The 23,156-nt window shown below is 63.4% G+C and carries 25 protein-coding genes; 20 read left to right on the forward strand and 5 right to left on the reverse strand.

The features are described from left to right. Positions 1-180: 180 nt before the first annotated feature. Genes AB3G31_RS13065 through AB3G31_RS13085 form a run of 5 tightly spaced genes read left to right on the forward strand, consistent with a single transcriptional unit; the run spans position 181 to position 2,804 of the window. Complete coding sequence (locus tag AB3G31_RS13065; protein ID WP_315207447.1) at positions 181-747, forward strand: RNA polymerase sigma factor; 567 nt, start codon at positions 181-183, stop codon at positions 745-747. Next, entirely contained in the window at positions 744-1,199 is a 456-nt protein-coding gene (locus AB3G31_RS13070; protein WP_367846515.1) for a DUF3619 family protein, read from the forward strand. Before AB3G31_RS13065 ends, AB3G31_RS13070 begins: the two co-directional genes overlap by 4 nt. A 15-nt stretch (positions 1,200-1,214) precedes the next feature. Further along, the gene (locus tag AB3G31_RS13075; RefSeq protein ID WP_367846516.1) at positions 1,215-1,895 is read left to right on the forward strand and encodes a DUF3106 domain-containing protein; all 681 of its coding nucleotides are present in this window, start codon (positions 1,215-1,217) and stop codon (positions 1,893-1,895) included. Then, positions 1,892-2,413 (forward strand): RDD family protein, encoded by a 522-nt coding sequence (locus AB3G31_RS13080; protein ID WP_367846517.1) that lies wholly within the window; start codon positions 1,892-1,894, stop codon positions 2,411-2,413. The genes AB3G31_RS13075 and AB3G31_RS13080 overlap by 4 nt, the downstream gene beginning before the upstream one ends. Before the next feature lie 7 nt (positions 2,414-2,420). After that, positions 2,421-2,804 (forward strand): diacylglycerol kinase, encoded by a 384-nt coding sequence (locus AB3G31_RS13085; RefSeq protein WP_367846518.1) that lies wholly within the window; start codon positions 2,421-2,423, stop codon positions 2,802-2,804. A 5-nt stretch (positions 2,805-2,809) separates the two neighbouring features. Here AB3G31_RS13085 and AB3G31_RS13090 read toward each other — a convergent pair whose 3' ends face one another. Both AB3G31_RS13090 and AB3G31_RS13095 read right to left on the reverse strand, forming a co-directional pair. Continuing rightward, entirely contained in the window at positions 2,810-3,148 is a 339-nt protein-coding gene (locus AB3G31_RS13090; RefSeq protein WP_295960317.1) for a P-II family nitrogen regulator, read from the reverse strand. 20 nt (positions 3,149-3,168) lie between these two features. Then, positions 3,169-4,833, reverse strand: a complete 1,665-nt coding sequence (locus tag AB3G31_RS13095; RefSeq protein ID WP_367846519.1) for an NAD+ synthase — start codon at positions 4,831-4,833, stop codon at positions 3,169-3,171. 142 nt (positions 4,834-4,975) lie between these two features. On the opposite strand from AB3G31_RS13095, the gene AB3G31_RS13100 reads away from it, so the two are divergent. Next, entirely contained in the window at positions 4,976-6,166 is a 1,191-nt protein-coding gene (locus AB3G31_RS13100) for a GNAT family N-acetyltransferase (protein WP_367846520.1), read from the forward strand. Here AB3G31_RS13100 and AB3G31_RS13105 read toward each other — a convergent pair. Further along, positions 6,144-6,530 carry a hypothetical protein gene (locus AB3G31_RS13105; protein ID WP_367846521.1) on the reverse strand — a complete coding sequence of 129 codons (387 nt, stop codon included), beginning with the start codon at positions 6,528-6,530 and terminating at the stop codon, positions 6,144-6,146. The genes AB3G31_RS13100 and AB3G31_RS13105 overlap by 23 nt on opposite strands. Before the next feature lie 60 nt (positions 6,531-6,590). Here AB3G31_RS13105 and dapC point away from each other — a divergent pair, with 60 nt between their 5' ends. The 14 genes from dapC to AB3G31_RS13175 all read left to right on the forward strand — a co-directional run bounded on the left by dapC (position 6,591) and on the right by AB3G31_RS13175 (position 20,876). After that, positions 6,591-7,805 (forward strand): succinyldiaminopimelate transaminase, encoded by a 1,215-nt coding sequence (gene dapC, locus AB3G31_RS13110; RefSeq protein WP_367846522.1) that lies wholly within the window; start codon positions 6,591-6,593, stop codon positions 7,803-7,805. Between the two features lie 9 nt (positions 7,806-7,814). Then, entirely contained in the window at positions 7,815-8,639 is an 825-nt protein-coding gene (gene dapD, locus AB3G31_RS13115) for a 2,3,4,5-tetrahydropyridine-2,6-dicarboxylate N-succinyltransferase (protein ID WP_367846523.1), read from the forward strand. Positions 8,640-8,665: 26 nt separating this feature from the next. Then, entirely contained in the window at positions 8,666-9,820 is a 1,155-nt protein-coding gene (locus AB3G31_RS13120) for a PilT/PilU family type 4a pilus ATPase (protein ID WP_367846524.1), read from the forward strand. 68 nt (positions 9,821-9,888) lie between these two features. Continuing rightward, positions 9,889-11,082 carry a succinyl-diaminopimelate desuccinylase gene (gene dapE / locus AB3G31_RS13125; protein ID WP_367846525.1) on the forward strand — a complete coding sequence of 398 codons (1,194 nt, stop codon included), beginning with the start codon at positions 9,889-9,891 and terminating at the stop codon, positions 11,080-11,082. After that, on the forward strand, positions 11,079-11,945 hold the full coding sequence (gene prmB / locus AB3G31_RS13130) for a 50S ribosomal protein L3 N(5)-glutamine methyltransferase (protein WP_367846526.1): 867 nt from the start codon (positions 11,079-11,081) through the stop codon (positions 11,943-11,945). Before dapE ends, prmB begins: the two co-directional genes overlap by 4 nt. A gap of 38 nt (positions 11,946-11,983) precedes the next feature. Beyond that, complete coding sequence (locus AB3G31_RS13135; protein WP_367846527.1) at positions 11,984-13,930, forward strand: ABC-F family ATP-binding cassette domain-containing protein; 1,947 nt, start codon at positions 11,984-11,986, stop codon at positions 13,928-13,930. Between the two features lie 53 nt (positions 13,931-13,983). Continuing rightward, positions 13,984-14,232, forward strand: a complete 249-nt coding sequence (locus AB3G31_RS13140) for a GlsB/YeaQ/YmgE family stress response membrane protein (RefSeq protein ID WP_367846528.1) — start codon at positions 13,984-13,986, stop codon at positions 14,230-14,232. A 209-nt stretch (positions 14,233-14,441) separates the two neighbouring features. Continuing rightward, positions 14,442-15,230: a transporter substrate-binding domain-containing protein gene (locus AB3G31_RS13145; RefSeq protein ID WP_367846529.1), complete on the forward strand. Its 789-nt coding sequence runs from the start codon at positions 14,442-14,444 to the stop codon at positions 15,228-15,230. 32 nt (positions 15,231-15,262) lie between these two features. Continuing rightward, positions 15,263-15,934 (forward strand): amino acid ABC transporter permease, encoded by a 672-nt coding sequence (locus AB3G31_RS13150; protein WP_367846530.1) that lies wholly within the window; start codon positions 15,263-15,265, stop codon positions 15,932-15,934. A 7-nt stretch (positions 15,935-15,941) separates the two neighbouring features. Continuing rightward, positions 15,942-16,676, forward strand: coding sequence for an amino acid ABC transporter ATP-binding protein (locus AB3G31_RS13155; RefSeq protein ID WP_367846531.1), 735 nt, complete (start codon positions 15,942-15,944; stop codon positions 16,674-16,676). A 6-nt stretch (positions 16,677-16,682) separates the two neighbouring features. Then, complete coding sequence (locus AB3G31_RS13160; RefSeq protein ID WP_367846532.1) at positions 16,683-17,915, forward strand: cysteine desulfurase-like protein; 1,233 nt, start codon at positions 16,683-16,685, stop codon at positions 17,913-17,915. Further along, positions 17,912-19,324, forward strand: coding sequence for a dihydropyrimidinase (gene hydA / locus AB3G31_RS13165; RefSeq protein WP_367846533.1), 1,413 nt, complete (start codon positions 17,912-17,914; stop codon positions 19,322-19,324). Before AB3G31_RS13160 ends, hydA begins: the two co-directional genes overlap by 4 nt. A 150-nt stretch (positions 19,325-19,474) precedes the next feature. Next, entirely contained in the window at positions 19,475-20,371 is an 897-nt protein-coding gene (locus AB3G31_RS13170; protein WP_367846534.1) for a MurR/RpiR family transcriptional regulator, read from the forward strand. A gap of 1 nt (position 20,372) precedes the next feature. Further along, positions 20,373-20,876 carry an ureidoglycolate lyase gene (locus AB3G31_RS13175; RefSeq protein ID WP_367846535.1) on the forward strand — a complete coding sequence of 168 codons (504 nt, stop codon included), beginning with the start codon at positions 20,373-20,375 and terminating at the stop codon, positions 20,874-20,876. On the opposite strand, the gene AB3G31_RS13180 is transcribed toward AB3G31_RS13175, so the two are convergent. Both AB3G31_RS13180 and AB3G31_RS13185 read right to left on the reverse strand, forming a co-directional pair. Continuing rightward, positions 20,866-21,759 (reverse strand): polysaccharide deacetylase family protein, encoded by an 894-nt coding sequence (locus AB3G31_RS13180; protein ID WP_367846536.1) that lies wholly within the window; start codon positions 21,757-21,759, stop codon positions 20,866-20,868. The two genes, AB3G31_RS13175 and AB3G31_RS13180, sit on opposite strands and share 11 nt — an antisense overlap. A gap of 14 nt (positions 21,760-21,773) precedes the next feature. Next, positions 21,774-23,111: an MFS transporter gene (locus AB3G31_RS13185; protein ID WP_367846537.1), complete on the reverse strand. Its 1,338-nt coding sequence runs from the start codon at positions 23,109-23,111 to the stop codon at positions 21,774-21,776. Between the last annotated feature and the right edge of the window lie 45 nt (positions 23,112-23,156).

Consider the following 23,156-nt stretch of genomic DNA (forward strand, 5'->3'; position numbering starts at 1 on the left):
GATCCGTTTGCTTTTTGACTAGCAAGGCGGATTATGGCATCTCCCTACGCGAAACTTGGCGGCTGCACCAAGAAAATCGCCGGTCAATGCCATAATCCGCCCGCAAGCGCCCCAGACCGGGGCATCCCGTTTTACAAAAAACACGCATTCCTCTGATTCGCCCCACAGGCACACCCCCTTTTGGCCACTGAACGCGAACTTTCCGATTTCCTCAAAAGCGTCGAAAACCGGGCCTTCAAACGCTCGGTGTACCACGTACGCAACGAAGAATCGGCGCTGGACATCGTGCAAGACAGCATGATGAAACTGGCTGAGCACTATGGTGACAAGCCCGTGGCCGAGTTGCCCATGCTGTTCCAGCGGATTTTGTCGAACTGCACGCTGGACTGGTTTCGCCGCCAAAAGACCCGCAACGCCCTGTTTTCAAACATGAGCGACTTTGATTCGGCTGACGGCGATGGCGATTTCGACCTGCTGGAAACCTTCCAGTCGTCGGACAACGCCGAACGCAACGAAAGTGCAGAAGACACCACGCGCCGGGCACAGGTATTGCGAGAGATAGACACCCAGATACAAGAGTTACCGGCGCGTCAACGAGAAGCGTTCTTGATGCGTTACTGGGAAGAGATGGATGTTGCCGAAACTGCCAGCGCCATGGGCTGCTCGGAAGGCAGCGTCAAAACCCACTGCTCCCGGGCAGTCCAGTCGCTCAGCAAGGCGCTCAAGGCCAGAGGAATACATTTATGACACAGCTGCAAACCAACCCCATGCTGTCGGCGCAAGACCGTTTTGCGCGCAACGTCACAGCGCGCCTGTCGGAGGGTTCGGCCACTCTGCCGCACGACATTTCCGAGCGCCTGCGCATTGCCCGCATGCAGGCCCTGGCCCACCGCAAGCAAGTCGTCATGCGCAGCGCCACCGTGGTGGCCAGCCAGGGCGGCGGCACGGCAGCGCTTACATTTGGTGGCCAAGGTGGCAACGACAGCCCCAATTGGTGGACCCGCTTTGCCGCCGCCTTGCCACTGGTGGCGCTGGTGGCCGGGCTGCTGACAATTTACGTGGTGCAAAACGACCTGCGTGCCGACGAACTGGCCGAAGTCGATACCGCCCTGCTGACCGACGACCTGCCCACCGCGGCCTACACCGATCCTGGTTTTGTGGAATTCCTCAAGGCCAACCGGGACACTAGCAACCCTTAATTGGAACGGATACGGATGCTGATATCGCCTTGGAACCTGTGTTCTGCCTCCTGTGTGGGGGTGGTGTTGTCCCTGGGCGTGCTAACCAGCGTGTGGGCGGAGATCGCCCCGGATTTCGGCCCGGCCTCCATCCCCTTGGCGTCTGCCAGCAAGCCCGAGCAAAAGCCGCTGTGGAACGAGCTCACCCCAGCGCAGCAACAGGCCCTCAAGCCCCTGGCATCGCACTGGAACAACATCAGCGAGCAGCAAAAGCGCAAATGGCTGGCCTTGTCGGTCAACTTTGAAAAAATGTCGCCCACCACCCAGGCCGTGCTGCAGGAGCGCATGCTGGACTGGGGCGCCCTCAGCGGCGTACAGCGCAGCCAGGCGCGGCTGAACTTTGCCGAGGCCAAGCGCCTGTCCCCCGCTGAAAAACAGGCCAAATGGGAGGCCTACCAAACCCTGGACCCGGAAGAAAAAGCCAAACTGGCCAAGCAGGTGCAAAAGAAGCTGCCCGGCGCTGCCACCGGTGTGAAGCTGATCCCGGCCCAAAAGCTGGCCACCGTGCCGCCCGAGCGCAAAAACGAGCCCAAAGGCCCGTCAATTGCCACGGGTGCGCACCAGATTGACCCCCATACCCTGCTGCCGCTGCCCGCCTACCGGTTCAGCACCGGCAATTCGGTCGTGGCACACCCGGCCCAGCCCGCCGGACAATGACGGTCTCGGCGGCACCAGCCCTCTCCGCTGCGCCCTTGACTGCGCCCAGCCTGCGCCGCCGGTTGGCCTGCTGGCTGTACGAGGGCATGTTGATGTTCGGCGTGGTGTTCATCTCGGGCTACCTGTTCGGCACCTTGAGCCAAACGCGCAACGCCATGGACAACCGGCCCGGTTTGCAGGCCTTTTTGTTCGTCATTTTCGGCATCTACTTCACCTGGTTCTGGTCCAAGGGCCAGACCCTGGCCATGAAGACCTGGAACATCCGCGTGGTGGGCCGCGATGGCCAGGCCATCAGCCAGCCGCGGGCCCTGCTGCGCTACGTGTGGAGCTGGATCTGGTTTCTGCCGCCTCTGGCCGCCATGGCCCCGTTTGGCCTGCCCGTGGGTGAAACCCTGGTGATCCTGCTGGGTTGGGTGGCTTTTTGGGCGCTGCTGAGCCGCTTCCATCCAGAGCGCCAGTTCTGGCACGACGCGCTGGCGGGCACCCGGCTGGTGGGCTCGCTACCGTTGAGTCGCTAGGCTCTGGATGGAATCGCCTACTGCCCAAAAATCGCGCAAAGGACTCAGCCGCCTGTGGCACGCCGCAGGCTATTCGCTGGCAGGCCTGCGGGCGGGTTGGCAGGAGACCGCCTTTCGCCAGGAAGCCATCGCCGCCATGGTGTTGGTGCCGCTGGCCGCCTGGATGGCCCGAAACTGGGTGGAATTCGCCCTGCTGGCGGGCTCGGTGGTGCTGTTGATGGTGGTGGAGCTGCTCAATACCGGGATCGAGGCGGCCATCGACCGCATCGGCCCCGAATGGCACCCCTTGTCCAAGCAGGCCAAGGACATGGGCAGCGCTGCGGTACTGCTGACCGTGCTGGTCACGGCCACCATCTGGATACTGGCGCTGATGCAGCGTTTCAGCGTTTAAGAGGCCTAGACCGCGGCTTCGTCCTGCTCGCCGGTGCGGATGCGTACCACGCGCTCGACGCTGGTCACGAAGATCTTGCCGTCACCGATCTTGCCGGTACGGGCGGCGCGGACGATAGCCTCTACGCAGCGGTCCACCTCCTCGGTTTTCACCACCACTTCGATCTTCACCTTGGGCAGGAAGTCCACCACGTACTCGGCACCGCGGTACAGCTCGGTGTGGCCCTTCTGGCGGCCGAAACCCTTGACTTCGGTGACGGTCAGACCCGTCACGCCGCATTCGGCCAGGGCCTCGCGCACTTCTTCGACTTTGAACGGTTTGAGAATGGCGGTGATTTGTTTCATAGAACTCGTGTCTCGTTGAATTAAGCGCGGAATTTGCTCGTAATAGGATAGCGCCAATCCTTGCCAAAACTGCGGTGGGTTACCCGGATTCCGACGGGCGACTGGCGGCGTTTGTATTCGTTGATTTTAATCAGCCGGGTCACGCGCTCCACGTCGGCGGGCGCAAACCCGGCAGCGATGATGGTCTCCAGGCTTTGGTCGTTTTCCATGTAGCGCTCCAGGATCGCGTCCAGCACCTCGTAGGGCGGCAGACTGTCCTGGTCGGTCTGGTCGGCGCGCAGCTCCGCGCTGGGCGGGCGGGTGATGATGCGCTCGGGGATGGGGTTGCTGCCGGTGCCGTAGGGGTCGTTGGCATTGCGCCAGCGGGCCAGGGCAAACACCAGGGTTTTGGCCACATCCTTGATGACCGCAAAACCACCTGCCATGTCGCCATACAACGTGCAATAGCCGGTGGCCATCTCGCTTTTGTTACCTGTAGTTACCACAATGCTGCCGAATTTATTGCTCATGGCCATCAACAGTGTGCCGCGGATGCGGGCCTGGATGTTTTCTTCGGTGGTGTCTTCTTCGCGGCCAATGAAATGCACGGCCAGCGAGGTTTTGAAGGCCTCGAACTCGGGCAGGATGGAGATTTCGTCGTACTGCACGCCCATCCGGGCGGCCATGTCGCGGGCATCGATCCAGGAAATGTCGGCCGTGTAGGGCGAGGGCATCATCACGGTGCGCACGCAGTCCTTGCCCAGCGCGTCCACCGCAATCGCCAGCACCAGCGCCGAATCGATGCCGCCCGACAGGCCCAGCAGCACGCCAGGAAAGTGGTTTTTGCCCACGTAGTCGCGCAGACCCAGCACCAACGCATCCCACAGCTCGGCGTGCAGGCTGCGCTCGGGCTCGATACTCGCTACCAATTCAATAGCTGCTTGCGCCCGTGCTGCCTGCACAAAGAACAGATTTTCTTTGAAACTCGGCGCGCGGCCGCTCAGGGCGCCGTCGGCATTCACGCAGAACGAGCCGCCGTCAAACACCACCTCGTCCTGCCCGCCCACAATGTGCGCGTACACCAGCGGCAGGGCCACGCTGCGGGCGCGGTCGGCCATGCGCAGCACCCGCTCGCCGCCCTTGCCCATGTGGAAGGGCGAGGCGTTGATGACGGCCAGCAACTCGGCTCCGGCCGCCTTGGCGGCTTGTGCGGGCGCGTCGAACCAGGCATCCTCACAGATCAGCAGCCCCACCTGAACGCCCTCGACTGCAAACACACACTCGCCCTGCCCTGGCGTGAAGTAGCGGCGCTCGTCAAACACCTGGTAGTTGGGCAGCTCGCGCTTGGTGTGGATGGCTACCAACTGGCCCTCGCAGAACACGCTGGCGACGTTGAAACGGTACTGCACCGCCACCGATTTGGTGCGGTCGTCGCCACCCTGGGGGTGGCCCACCACCACGTGCAGGCCCTTTAACCCGGCGAGTTCGCGGGCCACTGTTTTCACGGCATCATCGCAAGCAGCAATAAAGGCCGGGCGCAGGAACAGATCTTCGGCCGCGTAGCCGCAAATCGACAGCTCGGGGGTCAATACCAGCCGGGCACCGTCAGCGTATGCCGTGCGGGCGGCATCGATGATTTTTTGCGCGTTACCGGCCAGGTCGCCGACGACAAAGTTAAGCTGGGCAACACAGAGTTTGAGAGTCATGGAAACAAAAAATGCGGTGGTGGCGGCAGGCCAAAACAGGATAGGACTTACGCAGCGCCCCTTGTCTCACCCTCTGGGTGAACAGGGGGACTCGCCTAAGTCCAGTGTGGAAGAAGGCAGTCCGAGTGATTATGTCATTCGGGTGCTGGACTCACCCTCGCAGCTTTCAGCCGGTGTGTGGAACTGCCTGCTGGCCCTGCAGCCGGACGCCAGCCCCTTCATGTGCCATGAATACCTGGCCGCTTTGCACTACAGCGGCAGCGCCACCCCCGCGACCGGCTGGAAGCTGCGACTGGTCACGGTGTGGCAGGGCGACGTGCTGCAAGCCGCGTGCGCGCTGTACCTCAAAGACCATTCTTATGGCGAATACGTGTTCGACTGGGCCTGGGCCAATGCCTACCAGCAGCATGGCGTGCCCTACTACCCCAAGGCCGTGGTGGCAGCCCCCTTCACCCCCGTGCCCGGTGCACGGCTGCTGGCACGGGATGCGGAGTCCAGGGCCGTGCTGGTGCAGGCGCTGGTGGCCTGGTGCGAGGCGCAGGGCTTGTCGTCGCTGCACGTGCTGTTTGCCAACCCGGTGGATGTGGCCGCCTGCGCCGACGCGGGCCTGATGCTGCGCCACACGGTGCAATTCCACTGGACGAACACATTGGAAGGCTACCGCGACTTCGATGACTTCCTGGCCTCCATGGCCCAAGACAAACGCAAAAAGATCCGCCAGGAGCGCCGCAAGGTGGCCGATGCGGGTGTGACGTTCCGCTCGGCCCAGGGCACGGCCATCACGCCGCAAGACTGGGATTTTTTCTACCGCTGCTACGAACGCACCTACCTTGAACACGGCAACGCCCCCTACCTGAGCCGCGACTTCTTCCAGCGCATGGCCGATACGATGCCCGAGCACTGGCTGCTGTTTGTGGCCGAGCGCGAGGACGATGGAGTCAAAACCCCGATTGCTAGCAGTTTGATAGCTGTTACCGCCTATGGAATGGGCGCTGGAGGCATAAATGATGCCCAACCCCAGGTCGCCTATGGCCGCTACTGGGGCGCGCTGGAGCGCGTGGACTGCCTGCACTTCGAAGCCTGCTACTACCAACCGCTGGCATGGTGCATTGCCCACGGTGTAGCCCGCTTCGAAGGCGGCGCGCAAGGCGAACACAAAATGGCCCGCGCCCTGCTCCCCGTCAAAACCACCAGCGCCCACTGGCTGGCGCACCCGGCGTTTGCCGATGCGGTAGAGCGGTTTTTGGAGCGCGAGGGGGCAGGCATTGCGGGCTACATGGACGACCTGGCCCAGCGCAGCCCGCTGAAGATCACCCGCCCCGCACAAACATAGTCACCAGCGGCACATCCCCCACCAGGCGGCTGCGGTGCCCGTGCAGCTTGTCATCAAAGGTGGCCCCGGCGGGCAGCACATCGGCCGAATAGAAATGGTCGCCGGGCTGGAACACCCGTGCCGTGCCGTCCTGCAGGCCAATTTCCATCTGCCCGGCCAGGATCACCACCCATTGCGGGTCGGTGGTGCAGTGGAAAGTGCTGGCAAAGCCTACCGGGCTGTGGCGCAGCTGAAAGCCGCCGCTGGCTTGCAGGGCGCTGAGCTGGGAGGTCGGTTTGCCCTCGGTCAGGGGAATCCGCTCGTCGCGGAATTTGGCAACGCCGTCGGTGTCGGTAAAAAGGACTACTTTGGTGAAATCGGTCATGGCAGGTTTTCTTGATAGTGTGCTGGGGATGATAAGTGGCTGCAACGATAATCCCACCCCATGAATCCCTTGCTCTCCACCCTCCAGCCCTACCCTTTCGAGCGGCTCAAGCAACTTTTCGCCAGCGTCACCCCGAACCCGGCCTACCGCGCCATCAGCCTGGGCATCGGCGAGCCCAAGCACGCCACACCGGCATTCATCGAGCAGGCGATGCTGGCAGGCATCAAAGGCCTGTCGGGCTACCCGGCTACGGGTGGCGAACCGGCCCTGCGCACGGCGATGGCGCAATGGATCCAGCGCCGCTATGGCTTGGAACTAAACCCTGCCACCCAGGTGCTGCCGGTGAATGGCTCACGCGAAGCGCTGTTTGCGTTTGCCCAGACCATCATCGACCCCACCCAGCCGGGTGCCACCGTGGTCTGCCCGAACCCGTTCTACCAAATCTACGAAGGCGCGGCCCTGCTGGCCGGGGCCACGCCCTACTACGCACCCAGCGACCCGGCGCGCAACTTCGCGGTGGACTGGGACAGCGTGCCCTTGGACGTGTGGGCCCGCACCCAGCTGCTGTTTGTCTGCTCGCCCGGCAACCCCACCGGCGCGGTCATGCCTCTGAGCGAATGGCAAAAGCTGTTCGAGTTGAGCGACACATACGGCTTTGTGATCGCCTCCGACGAGTGCTACAGCGAGATTTACTTCCGCGACGAGCCGCCGTTGGGCGGGCTGGAAGCCGCCGCCCAACTGGGCCGTACAGATTTCAAGAACCTGATCGCCTTCACCAGCCTGTCCAAGCGCAGCAATGTGCCCGGCCTGCGCAGCGGCTTTGTGGCAGGCGACGCGGCCCTCATCAAGCCGTTTTTGCTCTACCGCACCTACCACGGCAGCGCCATGGGGCCGGTGGTGCAGTCGGCCAGCCTGGCCGCCTGGAACGACGAAGCCCACGTGGTCGAGAACCGCGCCCTGTACCGCAGCAAATTCGCCCAGGTCACGCCCATCCTGGCCGAGGTGATGGATGTGGCCCTGCCCGACGCGGGTTTTTACCTGTGGGCGCAGGTGCCCGGCCCGGCGGTGGTGGACGGCCTGGACAGCGATGTGGCCTTCGCCCGCGACCTGCTGGCTGCCTACAATGTCACGGTGCTGCCCGGCAGCTACCTGGCGCGCGAGGCCCATGGCCACAACCCCGGCCGCCAGCGCATCCGCATGGCCCTGGTGGCCGAGACCGCCGAATGTGCCGAAGCCGCAGACCGAATCCGCCAATTTGTCCAATCCCGTAACTGAAGAACCACCATGACACAACAACTCCAAGCCACCATCGAAGCCGCCTGGGAAGACCGCGCCAACCTGTCGCCCACCGCGTCCACCGCCGAAGTGCGCGATGCCGTCGATCATGTGCTCAATGAACTCAACAACGGCCACCTGCGCGTGGCCACCCGCGAAGCCGTGGGCCAGTGGACGGTGCACCAGTGGATCAAGAAGGCCGTGCTGCTGTCGTTCCGCCTGAAAGACAACGAAGTCATGCAAGCCGGTTCGCTGGGCTTCTACGACAAGGTGCCCACCAAGTTCGCCCACCTGAGCGCCGAAGAAATGAAGGCCACCGGCGTGCGCGTGGTGCCGCCCGCCGTGGCCCGCCGCGGCAGCTTCATCGCCAAGGGCGCGGTGCTGATGCCGTCCTACGTGAACATCGGTGCCTATGTGGGTGAAAACACCATGGTCGACACCTGGGCCACCGTGGGTTCGTGCGCACAGATCGGCAAGAACGTGCATTTGAGCGGCGGCGTGGGCATCGGCGGCGTGCTGGAACCCCTGCAGGCAGGCCCCACCATCATCGAAGACAACTGCTTTGTGGGCGCGCGCTCGGAAGTGGTCGAAGGCGTGATCGTCGAAGAAAACTCGGTCATCTCCATGGGCGTGTACATCGGCCAGAGCACCCCGATCTACGACCGTGCCACCGACACCGTGACCTACGGCCGCATCCCCTCCGGCTCGGTGGTCATCAGCGGCACCCTGCCCAAGGATGGCGGCAAGTACAGCCTGTACGCGGCCATCATCGTCAAACGCGTGGATGCCCAGACCCGTTCCAAGACCAGCCTGAACGACCTCCTGCGCGACTGATTCCAGCACCCCATCGGAGGTAAGCCATGAGCACAATGGAACGCATCCTGCGCCTGATGCAGGAGAAAAAGGCCTCCGATGTCTACCTGTCGGCCAACGCGCCCGCGCTGATCCGCATCAACGGCCAGTGCGTGCCGGTGAACAGCCAGCTGCTGCAACATGACGCGCCGCGCAGCCTGCTGGCCGAAATTGTGCCGCCCGAGAAGATCACCGAACTGCAGGCCTCGGGCGAGCTGAACATGGCCGTGTCCGTGCCCGGCGTGGGGCGCTTTCGCGTCAGCGCCATGCGCCAGCGCGGCAGCTATTCGGTGGTGGTGCGCTACATCAACGTGGAAGTGCCCCTGCTCAGCAGCCTCAAGGTGCCCGCCATCCTGGGCGACCTGGTGATGCAAAAGCGCGGCCTGCTGCTGATGGTGGGCTCTACCGGAGCCGGTAAAACCACCACCCAGGCGGCCATGATCGACCACCGCAACCAGCGCGCGGGCGGCCACATCCTGACCATCGAAGACCCGATCGAATACCTGTACAAAAACAAGCGCTCCATCGTCAACCAGCGCGAGATCGGCACCGACACCGCCTCGCTCGAAGTGGCCCTGAAGAACGCCCTGCGCCAGGCACCGGACGTGATCCTGATCGGCGAAATCCGCGACCGCGAAACCATGTCGGCGGCCATCGCCTACGCCCAGACCGGCCATTTGTGCATGGCCACGCTGCACGCCAACAACTCCTACCAGGCGCTGAACCGCATCGTCAACTTCTACCCCGTGGAAGTGCGCGCCACCATGCAGGCCGACCTGGCCGTGGCGCTGAACGCCATCGTCTCGCAGCGGCTGGTGCGCACGCCCTCGGGCGAACGCGTGCCTGCGGTAGAGATCATGCTCAACACCTTGCTGGTGGCCGACATGATCGAAAAAGGCGACATCGGCGGCGTGAAAGAGGCCATGGAGAAGTCGCTGGCCGAGGGCTCGCAGACCTTCGAGAGCGACCTGGCCCGCCTGATCACCGAAGGCACCATCGACCGCAAGGAAGGCCTGGCCAACGCCGATTCGGCCACCAACCTGATGTGGCGGCTGCAAAACGACTTTGCCCGCGCCAGCCAGAAGACCGAGGTGGCCGTGCAGCAGGCCGAGGCCGACGACGAACCCAGCTTTACCGACTTCACCTTGGACGTGCGGCCCTGACGTGTGCGGACCCAGGTGCAGAGCACCCTGGGCCGTGCAAGTTGTTGCAGTTAACTTTTCCCATACCTATGTCCCAGACCCTGTATTTGGCCGAGCAGCTCATCGCCCAGCCCTCCGTCACCCCCGACGACGCGCACTGCCAGCCCCTGATTGCCGAGCGCCTGGCCCCGTTGGGCTTTGTCTGTGAAACCATCACCAGCGGACCCGAGAACTTCCGCGTCACCAACCTGTGGGCAGTCCGGCGTAGCACTTTCAAGGGTTTTAGGCCTCCAGCGCTTGATGGATCAGCGCAAGCAGCTCCTAAACTCATAGCATTTGCCGGCCACACGGACGTGGTGCCCACCGGCCCGCTGGCGCAGTGGGGCAGCGACCCGTTCACCCCCACGCACCGCGACGGCAAATTGTTTGGCCGCGGCGCGAGCGACATGAAAACCTCCATCGCCGCCTTCGTGGTGGCGGTGGAAGAATATGTGGCCGCCCAGCCCGACACCCCGCTGTCGATTGCCCTGCTGCTCACCAGCGACGAGGAAGGCCCCTCGGTGGACGGCACGGTGGTGGTCTGCAAGCTGCTCAAAGAGCGCGGCGAACAGATCGACTACTGCATCGTCGGCGAGCCCACTGCGGTGGAGCGCACCGGTGACATGGTCAAAAATGGCCGCCGCGGCAGCATGAGCGGCAAGCTCACCATCCGCGGCGTGCAGGGCCACATCGCCTACCCGCAGCTGGCCAAAAACCCCATCCACCTGGCCATGCCCGCCCTGGCCGAGCTGGTGGCCACCGCGTGGGACAAGGGCAACGCCTTCTTCCAGCCCACCAGCTGGCAAATGAGCAACATCCATGCAGGCACCGGCGCCAACAACGTCATTCCTGGCACGGTGGTGGTGGACTTCAACTTCCGCTTCTGCACCGAATCCACGCCCGACGGCCTGCAGCGCCGCGTGCACGAGGTGCTGGACCGCCATGGCCTGAGCTACGACATCGCCTGGACGGTGGGCGGCCTGCCCTTCTTGACCACCCCCGGCACCCTGGTCGACGCCGTGCGCGCCGCCATCCTGGCTGAGACCGGCATCGCCACCGAGCTGTCTACCACCGGCGGCACCAGCGACGCGCGCTTCATCGCCCAGATCTGCCCCCAGGTCGTCGAATGCGGCCCGCCCAACGCCACCATCCACAAGATTGACGAGCACATCGTGGTGGCCGACATCGAGCCGCTGAAAAACATCTACCGCCGCACCCTGGAAAACCTGTCCCGCCAGCCATGAACGTCCTCCAACTCATCGAACAATCCGCCACCCAGCTGGAGTCCGCAGGCGTGTCCTTCGGCCACGGCACCACCAACGCATTCGACGAAGCCGCCTGGCTGGTGATGTGGAAACTGGGCCTGCCGCTGGACGACCTGGATTCTGTAGAAAATCAGCCTGTCACGCCCGAACAACAAGCACAGGTAGCTATACTTTTGGATTCCCGCATCACCAGCCGCAAGCCTGCTGCCTACCTCACCCAAGAGGCCTGGCTGCAAGGCGTGCCGTTTTATGTGGACGAGCGCGCCATCGTGCCGCGCAGCTTCATCGCCGAGCTGCTGATGGACGGCGGCATCGACTATTGGCTGCGCGAGGAATCCCACCGCGTGCTGGACCTGTGCACCGGCAACGGCAGCCTGGCCGTGCTGGCAGCCATGGTCTACCCCGACGTGCAGGTCACCGCCGCCGACATCAGCCCCGACGCCCTGGCCGTGGCCCGCATCAATGTGGACAAGCACAGCCTGCAAAGCCGCATCACCCTGGTGGAATCCGACGGCCTGGCCCAGGTCGACGGCCCGTTTGACCTGGTTTTGTGCAACCCACCCTACGTCAACAGCCAAAGCATGGCCGCCCTGCCCGCCGAGTACCAGGCCGAGCCCGCCCTGGCGTTGGAGGGCGGGAAAGACGGTATGGACTTTGTCCGCAAACTGCTGCAAGAGGTTTCTGCGAAAATGGCCCCTCTCGCGGTGCTGGTTCTGGAAATCGGCAACGAGCGCGAACACTTCGAAGCCGCCTTCCCCGCGCTCGAAGTGGTGTGGTTAGACACCAGCGCAGGCGAAGACCAAGTGTTGTTAGTGACACGCGAAGCTCTTGCCATCCTTTAGTTTTTCTTGACGATCGTTTTGTGGTCGTCGTACTCCCGATGATCACCCTTAAAAACGTAGTTCTGCGCCGCAGCGCCAAAGTCTTGCTAGACAGCGCCAATGTCACCATCAACCCCGGCGAAAAAGTCGGCCTGGTGGGCCGCAACGGTGCGGGCAAATCCACCCTGTTTGCGCTGCTCAACGGCACGCTGCACGAAGACGGCGGCGACTTCTACGTGCCGTCGCAGTGGCGGCTGGCCCAGGTGGCCCAGGACATGCCCGAAACCGAGCAAAGCGCCACCGAATTCGTGATCGAGGGCGACACCAACCTGTTGGCCGCCCAGCAGGAAGTCACCGCCTCCGAGCTGACCGACGACGGTGAACGCATGGCCAACGCCTACATGGCCCTGTACGACGCAGGCTCGGGCGATGCCCAGGCCCGGGCACAGGCGCTGATCTTGGGCCTGGGCTTCAAAACCACCGAACTCGACAACCCGGTCAACAGCTTTTCGGGTGGCTGGCGCATGCGCCTGCAGCTGGCGCGCGCGCTGATGTGCCCTTCGGACCTGATGCTGCTGGATGAGCCCACCAACCACTTGGACCTGGACGCCCTGGTGTGGCTGGAAGCCTGGCTCAAGCGCTACACCGGCACCATGCTGGTCATCAGCCATGACCGCGAATTCCTGGATGCCATCACCGACGTGACGGTGCACATCGAAGCAGCCAAGCTCAACCGCTACGGCGGCAACTACAGCAAGTTCGAAGACATGCGTGCCGAGAAGATGGAGCAGCAGTCGGCATCGTTTTCCAAGCAGCAAGACAAGATTGCCCACCTGCAAAAGTTCATCTCGCGCTTCAAGGCCCAGGCCAGCAAGGCCAAGCAGGCGCAAAGCCGGGTCAAGGCCCTGGACCGCATGGAAAAGATTGCGCCGCTGCTGGCCGAGGCCGAGTTCACTTTCGAGTTCAAGGAACCCGCCAACCTGCCCAACCCGATGCTGTCGATGTCGGACGCCACCTTCGGCTACCCCGCACCGGAAGACGCGCCCGAGGGCACCGGCCCCACGGTCATCGTGCAAAAGGTCAACAAATCGGTGCTGGCAGGCCAGCGCATCGGCATTCTGGGTGCCAACGGCCAGGGTAAATCCACCCTGGTGAAAACCGTGGCCCGGGCACTCACGCCCATCCACGGCGAGATTCTGGAAGGCAAGGGCCTGAACATCGGCTACTTCGCCCAGCAGGAGCTGGACGTGCTGCGCCCCGCCGACACCCCGCTGGAGCACATGATCCGCCTGGTGAAAGAAACCACCGCCGCGGGCAAGCTGGCCGGCCAAGGCACGCGCGAGCAGGATTTGCGCAGCTTCCTGGGCACCTTCAATTTCAGCGGCGACATGGTCAAGCAGGCCGTGGGCAGCATGAGCGGCGGCGAGAAAGCCCGCCTGGTGTTGTGCATGATCGTCTGGCAGCGCCCGAATCTGCTGCTGCTGGATGAGCCCACCAACCACTTGGACCTGGCCACCCGCGAAGCCCTGGCGATGGCGCTGAACGAATTCGAAGGCACGGTGATGCTGGTCAGCCACGACCGCGCCCTGCTGCGCTCGGTGTGCGACGAGTTCTGGATGGTGTCACGCGGCGGTGTGGAGCCGTTCGACGGCGACCTGGACGACTACCAGCGCTACCTGCTGGACGAGTCCAAACGCCTGCGCGAAGCCGCCAAGGATGCGGGCAAAGCCGCCGCGCCCGCACCTACGCCGGTGGTGGTGGTGGCCGCCCCGGTCTTCAACACCAAGACCCTGCAGCGCGATCTGGACAAGATCGACACCGAGATGGCTGCCTTGCAGCTGGAAAAAGACGGGCTGGACGAAAAGCTGGCCGCCGCCAAGAATCCATTTGAGATCGGCCAGGCCGGCAAGCGGCTCAAAAAGGTCACTGCCGACATGGCGGCGCTCGAAGTGCGCTGGATGGCACTGTCGGAGCAGCTGGAATCCGCCGGTGCCATGGCGGGTTAACAAAGACAAGTTACAGTCCGTTCTCCTGCAAACTTTGTATACGGAGATTTTCTATGTTTTCTTTGATCGGTACCATCATTGTTGGTTTGATCGTGGGCTTGATCGCCCGGGCCGTGAAGCCCGGTGACGACAAGCTGGGCTTCATCATGACGGCCATTCTGGGTATTGCAGGCTCGTTCGGTGCCAGCTTCATCGGCCAAAAGATGGGCTGGTACGCGCCCGGCGCCGCGGCCGGCTGGATTGCCTCGGTCGTCGGTGCCGTCGTCTTGCTGGTGATTTACGGCCTGGTGTCGAAAAAGTAAAAAGCAGTTACGCACTTGGTGCAATAAAAGAGGGGCTTGCGCCAAACGGGTGCAAGCCCCTTTTTTTGCACCGTTTTGGCTCAAATAATTCATTTTAATTTTTATTGATTTATTTGATTCAATTTGCTATCTTTGCGGCTCCAGACATTTGCAATGCACACCGCTGTCGGAAATTCATTTTTCAACCCGGTTTTTCAGGAGTAGCCCGCATGAAATTCACATCTCTTGCTGCCACCGTCGCTCTGACGGTAGCGACCTTTACCGCCGCCACCTCGGCCCTGGCCGCCGACTGGACGGTCGGTGCCAACATCGGCAACGTGCCCTGGGAGTTCCAGGACGCCACCGGCAAGTTTGTCGGCTTCGAGATCGACCTGGTCAACGAGGTTGCCAAACGCGCGGGCAAATCGGTGCAGATCGAGAACATCCCGTTCAACGGCCTGTTCCCCGCCGTGCAGTCGGGCCGCATCCAGATGGCCATCTCCAGCATCACCATCACACCCAAGCGCCTCGAATCGCTGGCCTTTGCCCAGCCCTACTACGACAGCGACCAGTCCCTGTCGGTGCTCAAAGCCACCAAGATCGACAAGCTGGAAGACCTGGCGGGCAAAACCGTGGGCGTGGATACCGCCTCCACCGGCGACATCTACGCCACGCAGAACACCGCCAAGCTGAAGATCGCCACCATCTCCCGCTATGAAGGCCTGGCGCCCGCCATGCTGGACCTGGCCTCGGGCCGCATCGACGGCTACATCAGCGACATCCCGGCGGTGGAGTACTACATCAAGGACAAGCCGCAGTACCGCATTGCCGCGCGCATTCCCACCAACGAGCGCTACTCCTTCATGTTTGCCAAGAACTTTGCCGATGCCGCCAAGGTGAACGAGATCCTGGGCACGCTGAAGAAAGAGGGCTTTGTGTCTGCCACCCACAAGAAATGGTTTGGCACCACGCCACCTGACACGTCCTCCAGCGTCATGGTGATGGACGTTCCCAAGTAATCCCCAAGTTGTAAGCACCTGACGGACCCCGCATGAATCTGCTCGACACCTTCTTCAACTGGCCGGTTTTCCGGGATGCCCTGCCTTTGCTGCTGCAGGGGCTGTGGACCACGATTCTGCTGGGGGCCGTCAGCATTGCGCTGGGCTTTGTGGGCGGCTTGCTGCTGGCGCTGGTGCGGCTGTACGGCCCAGCTTGGCTGCGCACCGTGGCCCGCATCTACATCGACGTGTTCCGCTCGATCCCGCTGCTGGTCTTGCTGGTGCTGGTGTACTACGCGCTGCCCTTTGTAGGCATCCGGCTGACCTCGTTTGCCGCTGCCACCACCGCGCTGTCGCTGGTGTCGTGCGCGTACACGGCAGAAATCATGCGGGCGGGCATCGAGGCCATTCCCAAGGGCCAGTTCGAGGCGGCCGATGCCATCGGCCTGGGCTTTTTCAGCAGCATGCGCGATGTGGTGCTGCCCCAGGCGCTGCGCATCGTGGTGCCGCCGCTGACCAGCAACTGCATCAATGTGCTCAAAGACACGGCCCTGGCCTCGGTGGTGGCCATGCCCGATCTGCTGAAGCAGGCCACCCAGGCCCAGGCCCTGGCCGCCAACCCCACGCCCTTGATCGGCGCAGCGCTGCTGTACTTGCTGCTGTTGCTGCCCCTGGTGCGGCTGGTGGGCTTTTTTGAAGCACGGCACCGTGCTGCCACACGCTAAGAACCATATGACAGCACTTATCCAAATCCGTGGGCTGTGCAAGTCCTACGGCGCATTCCAAGCCCTGCACAGCATCGACCTCGACGTGAACGCTGGGGAGGTGGTGGTGGTCATCGGCCCGTCCGGTTCGGGCAAATCCACGCTGATCCGCTGCATCAACCTGCTGGAGGACTACCAGGGCGGCGAGATTCTGGTGGACGGCGAAAAAGTGGTGCGCGGCAAGGCCCTGGCCAAGGTGCGCGCCGAAGTGGGCATGGTGTTCCAGAGCTTCAACCTGTTTCCGCATCTCACGGCCCTGGCCAATGTGGCGCTGGGCCCGCTGCGGGTGCGCCATATGCCCCAGCGCGAGGCCGAAGCCCGCGCCCTGGCGCTGCTGGACAAGGTGGGCCTGGCCGCGCACGCGCACAAGCTGCCGGGCAAGTTGTCGGGCGGCCAGCAGCAGCGGGTGGCGATTGCCCGGGCGCTGGCCATGGAGCCCAAGGTGCTGTTGTTTGACGAGCCCACCTCGGCCCTGGACCCGGAAATGGTCGGCGAGGTGCTGGACGTGATGCAAGCCCTGGCGCGCACCGGCGTGACCATGGTGATCGTGACCCACGAGATGGGTTTTGCCCGCCGCGTGGCCGACCGGGTGATTTTCATGGAGGCCGGGCGGGTCATCGAACAGGCGCCGCCCGCCGAATTCTTCAGCGCGCCCCGTGAGGAGCGCACCCAGGCCTTTCTGCAGGCCATTCTTCAACACTGATTTTTTATGCCGCCAACCCTGAACCTAGACCACATCCGCGCCGAGTTTCCGGCCCTGCACAACGACTGCGCCTACCTGGACAACGCCGGTGGCTCCCAGGTTCTGCGCCGCGTGGCCGACCGGGTGCGCGACTACCTGCTGACCAGCAGCGTGCAGCTCGGTGCCAGCTACGCCCAGTCGCAAGATGCCGGGGCCAAGGTGCTGGCCGCGCGCCGTGCGGTGGCCGAGCTGATCAACGCTCCGTTTGACGACGAAGTGGTGATGGGCGGCTCCACCACCTCGCTGATGTTCCAGGTGACACATGCCATCCAGCTGGGCGTCCAGCCCGGCGACGAGGTTATCGTCAGCAACACCGACCACGAAGCCAATATCGGCGGCTGGATGCGGCTGCAGGCGGCGGGCGCGGTGGTCAAGGTGTGGGAGGTGAACCGCGAGACCCTGGCGCTGGACCTGGCCGACCTGGACCGTTTGCTGTCGCCCCGGGTTAAATGGGTGGCGGTGACCCACGCCTCCAACATCCTGGGCACCATCAATCCGGTGGCAGAGATCGCCCGCCGGGTCCACGCCGTGGGCGCGCGCCTATGCGTGGATGCGGTGGCCTATGCGCCGCACCGGCTGGTGGACGTGCAGGCCAGCGGGGCAGACATGGTTGTCTTCAGCTTCTACAAGGTGTTTGGCCCGCACTACGCGGTGCTGTGGGTGCAGCGTGAGCTGCTGCTGTCGCTGCCCAGCTTGAACCACTATTTCATCGGCGCCGACGTGCTGCCCTACAAGCTGCAGCCGGGCAATGTGAACTATGAGCTGTCGTACGGCTGCATGGGCATCAACGACTACCTGGTGGCGGTGGGCAGCCAGCTGGGCTGCACCGGCACGGCACGGCAAAAGATGCAGTGCGCCTTCGATGCGTTTGAGCAGCACGAGGACGCGTTAGCCGAGCGGCTGCTGGCGTACCTGCGCGGCAAGAAGTCGGTGCGCATTGTCGGCATGGACAGCGCTGCCAAGGGGGGCCGGGTGCCCACCATCAGCTTCATGGTAGCCGGGCAGATGTCGGAGTCCATCGTGCGCCATACCGACCGGTTTGGCATCGGCATCCGCTTTGGCGACTTCTATGCCAAGCGCCTGGTCGAGTCGCTGGGCCTGCACCCCCAGGGCGGCGTGGTGCGGGTGTCCATCGCCCACTACAACACCTTTGCCGAGATCGACAAGTTGGTAAAACACCTGGACGAGGTGATCGCATGAGCACAACCTTAATTCGCAATGGCCGCATCATCACCGCCACCGACGACTACGTGGCCGACGTGCTGATGCAGGACGGCGTGATCCACACCATTGGCCGCAACATCCAGGTCGGCGAAGACGTGGCCATCGTCGATGCCACCGGCCTGTACGTGCTGCCCGGCGGCGTGGACACCCATGTGCACCTGGAAAATGTGATCGGCCCCACGATCACCTGCGACACCTTTGCCAGCGGCACCAAGGCCGCGGCTTTTGGCGGCACCACCACCATCGTGGACTTTGCGCTGCAAACGGCCACCGACTCGCCCCTGGGGGCCATCGCCCGTGCCCAGCGCAGCGCCGAATCGCAGGTGGCGGTGGACTTCAGCTTCCACGTCATCATCACCCGGGTGGACGATCAGGTGCTGCAGGACGTGCGCTACGCCATGCGCCACGAGGGCGTGACCAGCTTCAAGATGTTCATGGCCTACCCCGGTGTGATGATGGCCGACGACGCCGCCATCTTCCGCATGCTGCGCCAGGTGGGCGCAGACGGCGGCATGGTGGCCCTGCATGCCGAAAACGGCACGGTCATCGACCTGCTGATCAAGGAAGCGCTGGAAGCCGGCCACACCTCGCCGCGCTACCACGCCCTGACCCGCCCGGCCATCATGGAAGGCGAAGCCACGCACCGCGGCATCCGCCTGGCCGAGCTGGCCAACGCGCCCATCTACTTCGTGCACGTTTCCAGCAACCAGGCCTTGAAGCACATCGTGGCCGCCCGGGCCGAGGGCATTCCGGTGTTTGCCGAGACCTGCCCGCACTACCTGTTGTTTGACGACTCGGTCTACAACACCGATAACGTGGAAATCGCCAAATACGTGATGACCCCGCCCCTGCGTACCCCCGACGACCAAAAGCACCTGTGGCGCGCCCTGCGCTATGACGACCTGCAGGTCATCGCCACCGACCACTGCCCTTTTTGCATGAAAGAAGGCCACCTGGGCTACCGCATGCAGAAAATGCGCGGCAAGGACGACTTCTCGCTGATCCCCAACGGCGCGCCGGGCATCGAAACCCGCCTGGTCAGCCTGTTCGACATCGGCGTGATGCAGGGCAAGCTGTCGCTGAACCGCTTTGTGGAGTTGACCTCCACCACCCCGGCCAAACTGTTCGGCCTGTTCCCCAAAAAAGGCACCATCGCCGTGGGCAGCGATGCCGACGTGGTGCTGTTTGACCCCGCCGCCAGCCAGACCATCTATGCCAAGGATTTGCACGGCAACTGCGACTACACCCTGCTCGAAGGCCGCACGCTGCGCGGCCAGGTGAAAAAAGTGTTCTTGCGCGGCACGCTCATCGTGGACGGGCCCCAGTGGCTGGGCCGCGAAGGCATGGGCCGGTTTGTGCCGCGTGGCGAAGTGCGGGCGTTTTAGGCTTTGCTACACTTTTTAAGTACTTTTTTGATAGCTGCTCACGCTCAATCTATAAGCGCTGGATGCCAATAATGCATATGAAAATTGGCCTGTATTTACAAAATAACGGGTTAACTATGCTGCGGCATGTCCAGCCCGTATGATTGCTATATGGATAAGAGCAAACCAAGCAATCTGGATGCGCTGCGGGAGCTGATTGCCCGCGAAGGCGAGCGCCTCACGCCGCGCATGCGCGACGCGGCCCGCTACGCGCTGGACCACCCCAACGACATCGCGCTGAACCCGGTGGCCACGGTGGCGGTGGCGGCCCAGATTGCACCGGCGGCCTTCATCCGCATGGCCAAGGCGCTGGGGTTTGACGGCTATTCGGACCTGCAGCGGCTGTTCCGTGCGCCGCTGCAGTTGGCGGTGAAACCCACCTTCCGCGAGCGCATCCGCCACTTTGGCGGCGAGCAGACGCTGGATAACCCCGACGACCCCGCCGAGGTGCTGCGCGCCTTCAGCCAGGCCAACGTGGTGTCGCTGGAGCATTTGCAGGACGATGCCGCCAGCCTGCCGCTCCAGGAAGCCATTGCCCTGATCCAGAACGCCCGCATCGTGCACGTGCTGGGCCTGCGCCGCTCGTACGCGGTGGCGGCCTACCTGGCCTACGCGCTGAACCGGGTGGGCCAGCCCGCGGTGCAGATCACCGGCCTGGGCGGTGCCATCGCCGAGCAAGCCAGCACCGCCAGCCCGCAAGACCTGCTGATCGCCATCAGCTTCCCGCCCTACGCGGCCGACACCCTGCAGGTGTGCGAACAAGTGCGCCTGCGCGGTGCCAAGCGGCTGGCCATCACCGATGCCTTCATGAGCCCGGTGGCCAAGGGGGCCGACCTGGTGCTGGAGGTCAATGATGCCAAGCTGCTGGGCTTTCGCTCGCTGACCTCGGCCATGTGCCTGGCCCAGACCCTGGCCATGGGCCTGGCCTTCGCCAAACGCAACAAACGCGCCAAAAAGTCGGGGCAACCGCCTCCGCTGGCAGCCGACCTGGACGATATCGACTGCTGACATGACCACCCTGGCCATAGAACCCCTGACGGCCGAAGCCTTCCGCCCTTTCGGTGATGTGATCGAGGCCAGCGCCAGCGTGCGGCACTTCTCCATCAACGACGGATTTGCCCAACGTTTTCACGACCTGGCGCAGATCGACGTGGGCAGCGGCGGCGGACGCGCGATTCTGAGCATCTTCCAGGCGCTGCCGCGCCAGCTGCCAATGCAGTTGGTGCTGCTGGAGCGGCACCCGCTGGGCAGCCAGGCGTTCATGCCGCTGTCTGGCCTGCCGTATCTGGTGGTAGTGGCCGAAGCCGGGCCGGTGCCGGTGCTGGCGCAGATCCGCTGTTTTCGCGCCGCGCCCGGCCAGGGGGTGAACTACGCCCGGGGCACCTGGCACCACCCGCTGATCGCACTGCAGGCGCCCAGCGACTTTTTAGTGGTGGACCGTGGGGGCGCGCCAGGGGACGCAAACTGTGACGAGCACCCCTTGGGCGACACGCCCATCTGGATCAAGGCGTAGGCAAAGAATCCATCGCGTCGGCAATCGCACCCGGCGTGGTGAACCAGATGTCGCCGCGGAGCCTGGCAATGTGCTGCAAAGCCCGGCGCAAATGCCGCAGCCGGTAGGGCTGGCCCACGATGTAAGGGTGCAGCGCAATGCCCATCACCAGCGGCTGGGTCTGGGACTGCGACAGCATTTCGTCGAACTGGTCGATGACCATTTGGGCAAAGTCTTTGCCATCCATCTGGCGGCCCATGACCATCGGAATGTCGTTGAGCTCCTGCGGATACGGAATCGACCAGATAGTGCCGCTGCGGGTCTGCATGGCCACCGGCTGGTCGTCGTGGCACCAGTTCAGGGTGTAGCGGTAGCCGGTCTCGCGCAGCAGGTCGGGGGTCAGCGCGGTTTCGGCAATCCAGGGTGATAGCCAGCCTGCAGGTGCGGTGCCGCTGCGCTGTTGCATCAGGTCGCGGCAGGACTGGAGCAGATCGCGCTCGGTCGCCTCGTCCATGCCGTTTTGCCGCTCGGCATTGGTGTGGCCGTGGCCAATGAGTTCGTCGCCGCGGGCCACGCAGGCCGCTACGACTTCGGGGCAATGGTCGTACAAGGCGGTGTTAACCAGCACCCCAGCGGGCAGGTCGAGTGCGTCAAACAGTTCCAGGCAGCGCCACACCCCCACCCGGTTGCCGTACTCGCGCCAGCTGTAGTTCAGTACATCCGGCTGCGGTGACACTGGCCCCAGATTGGCCCCCAGGCCTTCGCCGAAAGCGAAGTGCTCGATGTTGAAGCCCAGGTAGACCGCCAACCGGGCACCATTGGGCCAGCGATAGTCTGGTCGCTGGTGGATGGCCGAGTAGGCGAAACGGCCATGTCGGGGAACCGTGCGGTAGCGGTCAGGCATGACGCCCCGACCCACTAGTCACGCAGCTCCAAGGACCGGTTGACCCGCAGCGCCACCAAGGTGCAAATCGCTCCCGACAGCAGATAGATACTGACGTAAGCCAGCCCGAAATGGGCCGACAAGCCCAAGGCGACCAAGGGCGCAAATGCGGCACCAAATAGCCAGGCCAGATCAGATGTCAAAGCCGCGCCGGTGTAGCGGTACTGGGGCTCAAAGTTGGAGCTGACCGCACCCGCTGCCTGGCCGTACGACAGACCCAGCAACGCGAACCCCACCAGAATGAACACGTCTTGCCGGAACGGCTCGCCATCGAGCAGCATGGGCGCAAACAGGCTGAAGATCGCGATCAGTACCGCCAGACCGCCCAGCGTGCTACGCCGCCCCACACGGTCTGCAATCACCCCGGACGCAATGATGCCCAACATGGCAATGGCTGCACCGATCATCTGGATGACCAGCACATCGGCCACCGGCTGGGTCGCGTACAAGGTGATCCACGACAGCGGAAAAACCGTGACCAGGTGGAAAAGTGCGTAGCTGGCCAGAGCGGCAAAAGCGCCAATCAGCAGGTTGCTGCCCTGGGCCTGTACCAGCTCAACCACCGGGCTGGGCTCTAGCTTGTGCTCGTTAAGCAAATGGTCGTACTCGTCGGTGACCACCAGGCGCAGGCGGGCAAAGAGTGCCACCACGTTGATCGCAAAAGCCACGTAGAACGGATAGCGCCAGCCCCAGTCCATGAAGTCCACGGGCCACAGACTGGAATGCAAGTACAGGAACAGGCCACTGGCCACAATGAAACCAATAGGCGCGCCCAACTGGGGAATCATGGCGTACCAGCCACGGCGGTTCTTGGGGGCGTTCAGTGCCAGCAGAGAGGGCAGGCCATCCCAGGAGCCACCCAGCGCAATCCCTTGCAGGAAACGCAGTACCGACAGAAACACGATGGACGTGAACCCCAGGCTGGCGTACCCCGGCAAGAAGGCAATTCCGACCGTGGCAATCCCCAGCAGAAACAGCGACCCGGTCAGCTTGGCCCCGCGCCCCCAACGCCGCTGAATCGCCATGAACGCCACGGTCCCGATGGGCCGGGCGATGAAGGCAAACGAGAAGATCACGAACGACAGCAGCGTCCCGTCCAGTCGGCTCTCGAACGGGAAAAATATCTCGGGAAACACCAGTACCGATGCAATTCCGTAAACGAAATAATCAAAGTACTCGGAGGCCCGGCCAATGATTACGCCGATGGCGATTTCACCCGGCGCAATCTTGGAGTGGTCTGCAACTGAGGCCCTCGCATCACGCTCAAAGGAGGGCGGTGCGACAGCGTTTTGTTCATGATTAATACTGGACATCATGCTTACTCGTGATTCGGAGGTTGTAATATACAGACGCTGCGG

This window comes from Rhodoferax sp. WC2427, from assembly GCF_040822085.1.
Classification (GTDB): Bacteria; Pseudomonadota; Gammaproteobacteria; order Burkholderiales; family Burkholderiaceae_C; genus Rhodoferax_B.

Excerpts from the sequence above, each read along its gene's own strand:
- AB3G31_RS13070 (WP_367846515.1), top strand. The coding sequence starts at position 744 with ATGACACAGCTGCAAACCAACCCCATGCTGTCGGCGCAAGACCGTTTT.
- AB3G31_RS13075 (WP_367846516.1), top strand. The coding sequence starts at position 1,215 with ATGCTGATATCGCCTTGGAACCTGTGTTCTGCCTCCTGTGTGGGGGTG.
- AB3G31_RS13080 (WP_367846517.1), top strand. The coding sequence starts at position 1,892 with ATGACGGTCTCGGCGGCACCAGCCCTCTCCGCTGCGCCCTTGACTGCG.
- AB3G31_RS13085 (WP_367846518.1), top strand. The coding sequence starts at position 2,421 with ATGGAATCGCCTACTGCCCAAAAATCGCGCAAAGGACTCAGCCGCCTG.
- AB3G31_RS13090 (WP_295960317.1), bottom strand. The coding sequence starts at position 3,148 with ATGAAACAAATCACCGCCATTCTCAAACCGTTCAAAGTCGAAGAAGTG.
- AB3G31_RS13095 (WP_367846519.1), bottom strand. The coding sequence starts at position 4,833 with ATGACTCTCAAACTCTGTGTTGCCCAGCTTAACTTTGTCGTCGGCGAC.
- AB3G31_RS13105 (WP_367846521.1), bottom strand. The coding sequence starts at position 6,530 with ATGACCGATTTCACCAAAGTAGTCCTTTTTACCGACACCGACGGCGTT.
- dapC (WP_367846522.1), top strand. The coding sequence starts at position 6,591 with ATGAATCCCTTGCTCTCCACCCTCCAGCCCTACCCTTTCGAGCGGCTC.
- dapD (WP_367846523.1), top strand. The coding sequence starts at position 7,815 with ATGACACAACAACTCCAAGCCACCATCGAAGCCGCCTGGGAAGACCGC.
- AB3G31_RS13120 (WP_367846524.1), top strand. The coding sequence starts at position 8,666 with ATGAGCACAATGGAACGCATCCTGCGCCTGATGCAGGAGAAAAAGGCC.
- dapE (WP_367846525.1), top strand. The coding sequence starts at position 9,889 with ATGTCCCAGACCCTGTATTTGGCCGAGCAGCTCATCGCCCAGCCCTCC.
- prmB (WP_367846526.1), top strand. The coding sequence starts at position 11,079 with ATGAACGTCCTCCAACTCATCGAACAATCCGCCACCCAGCTGGAGTCC.
- AB3G31_RS13135 (WP_367846527.1), top strand. The coding sequence starts at position 11,984 with ATGATCACCCTTAAAAACGTAGTTCTGCGCCGCAGCGCCAAAGTCTTG.
- AB3G31_RS13140 (WP_367846528.1), top strand. The coding sequence starts at position 13,984 with ATGTTTTCTTTGATCGGTACCATCATTGTTGGTTTGATCGTGGGCTTG.
- AB3G31_RS13145 (WP_367846529.1), top strand. The coding sequence starts at position 14,442 with ATGAAATTCACATCTCTTGCTGCCACCGTCGCTCTGACGGTAGCGACC.
- AB3G31_RS13150 (WP_367846530.1), top strand. The coding sequence starts at position 15,263 with ATGAATCTGCTCGACACCTTCTTCAACTGGCCGGTTTTCCGGGATGCC.
- AB3G31_RS13155 (WP_367846531.1), top strand. The coding sequence starts at position 15,942 with ATGACAGCACTTATCCAAATCCGTGGGCTGTGCAAGTCCTACGGCGCA.
- AB3G31_RS13160 (WP_367846532.1), top strand. The coding sequence starts at position 16,683 with ATGCCGCCAACCCTGAACCTAGACCACATCCGCGCCGAGTTTCCGGCC.
- hydA (WP_367846533.1), top strand. The coding sequence starts at position 17,912 with ATGAGCACAACCTTAATTCGCAATGGCCGCATCATCACCGCCACCGAC.
- AB3G31_RS13170 (WP_367846534.1), top strand. The coding sequence starts at position 19,475 with ATGGATAAGAGCAAACCAAGCAATCTGGATGCGCTGCGGGAGCTGATT.
- AB3G31_RS13175 (WP_367846535.1), top strand. The coding sequence starts at position 20,373 with ATGACCACCCTGGCCATAGAACCCCTGACGGCCGAAGCCTTCCGCCCT.
- AB3G31_RS13180 (WP_367846536.1), bottom strand. The coding sequence starts at position 21,759 with ATGCCTGACCGCTACCGCACGGTTCCCCGACATGGCCGTTTCGCCTAC.
- AB3G31_RS13185 (WP_367846537.1), bottom strand. The coding sequence starts at position 23,111 with ATGTCCAGTATTAATCATGAACAAAACGCTGTCGCACCGCCCTCCTTT.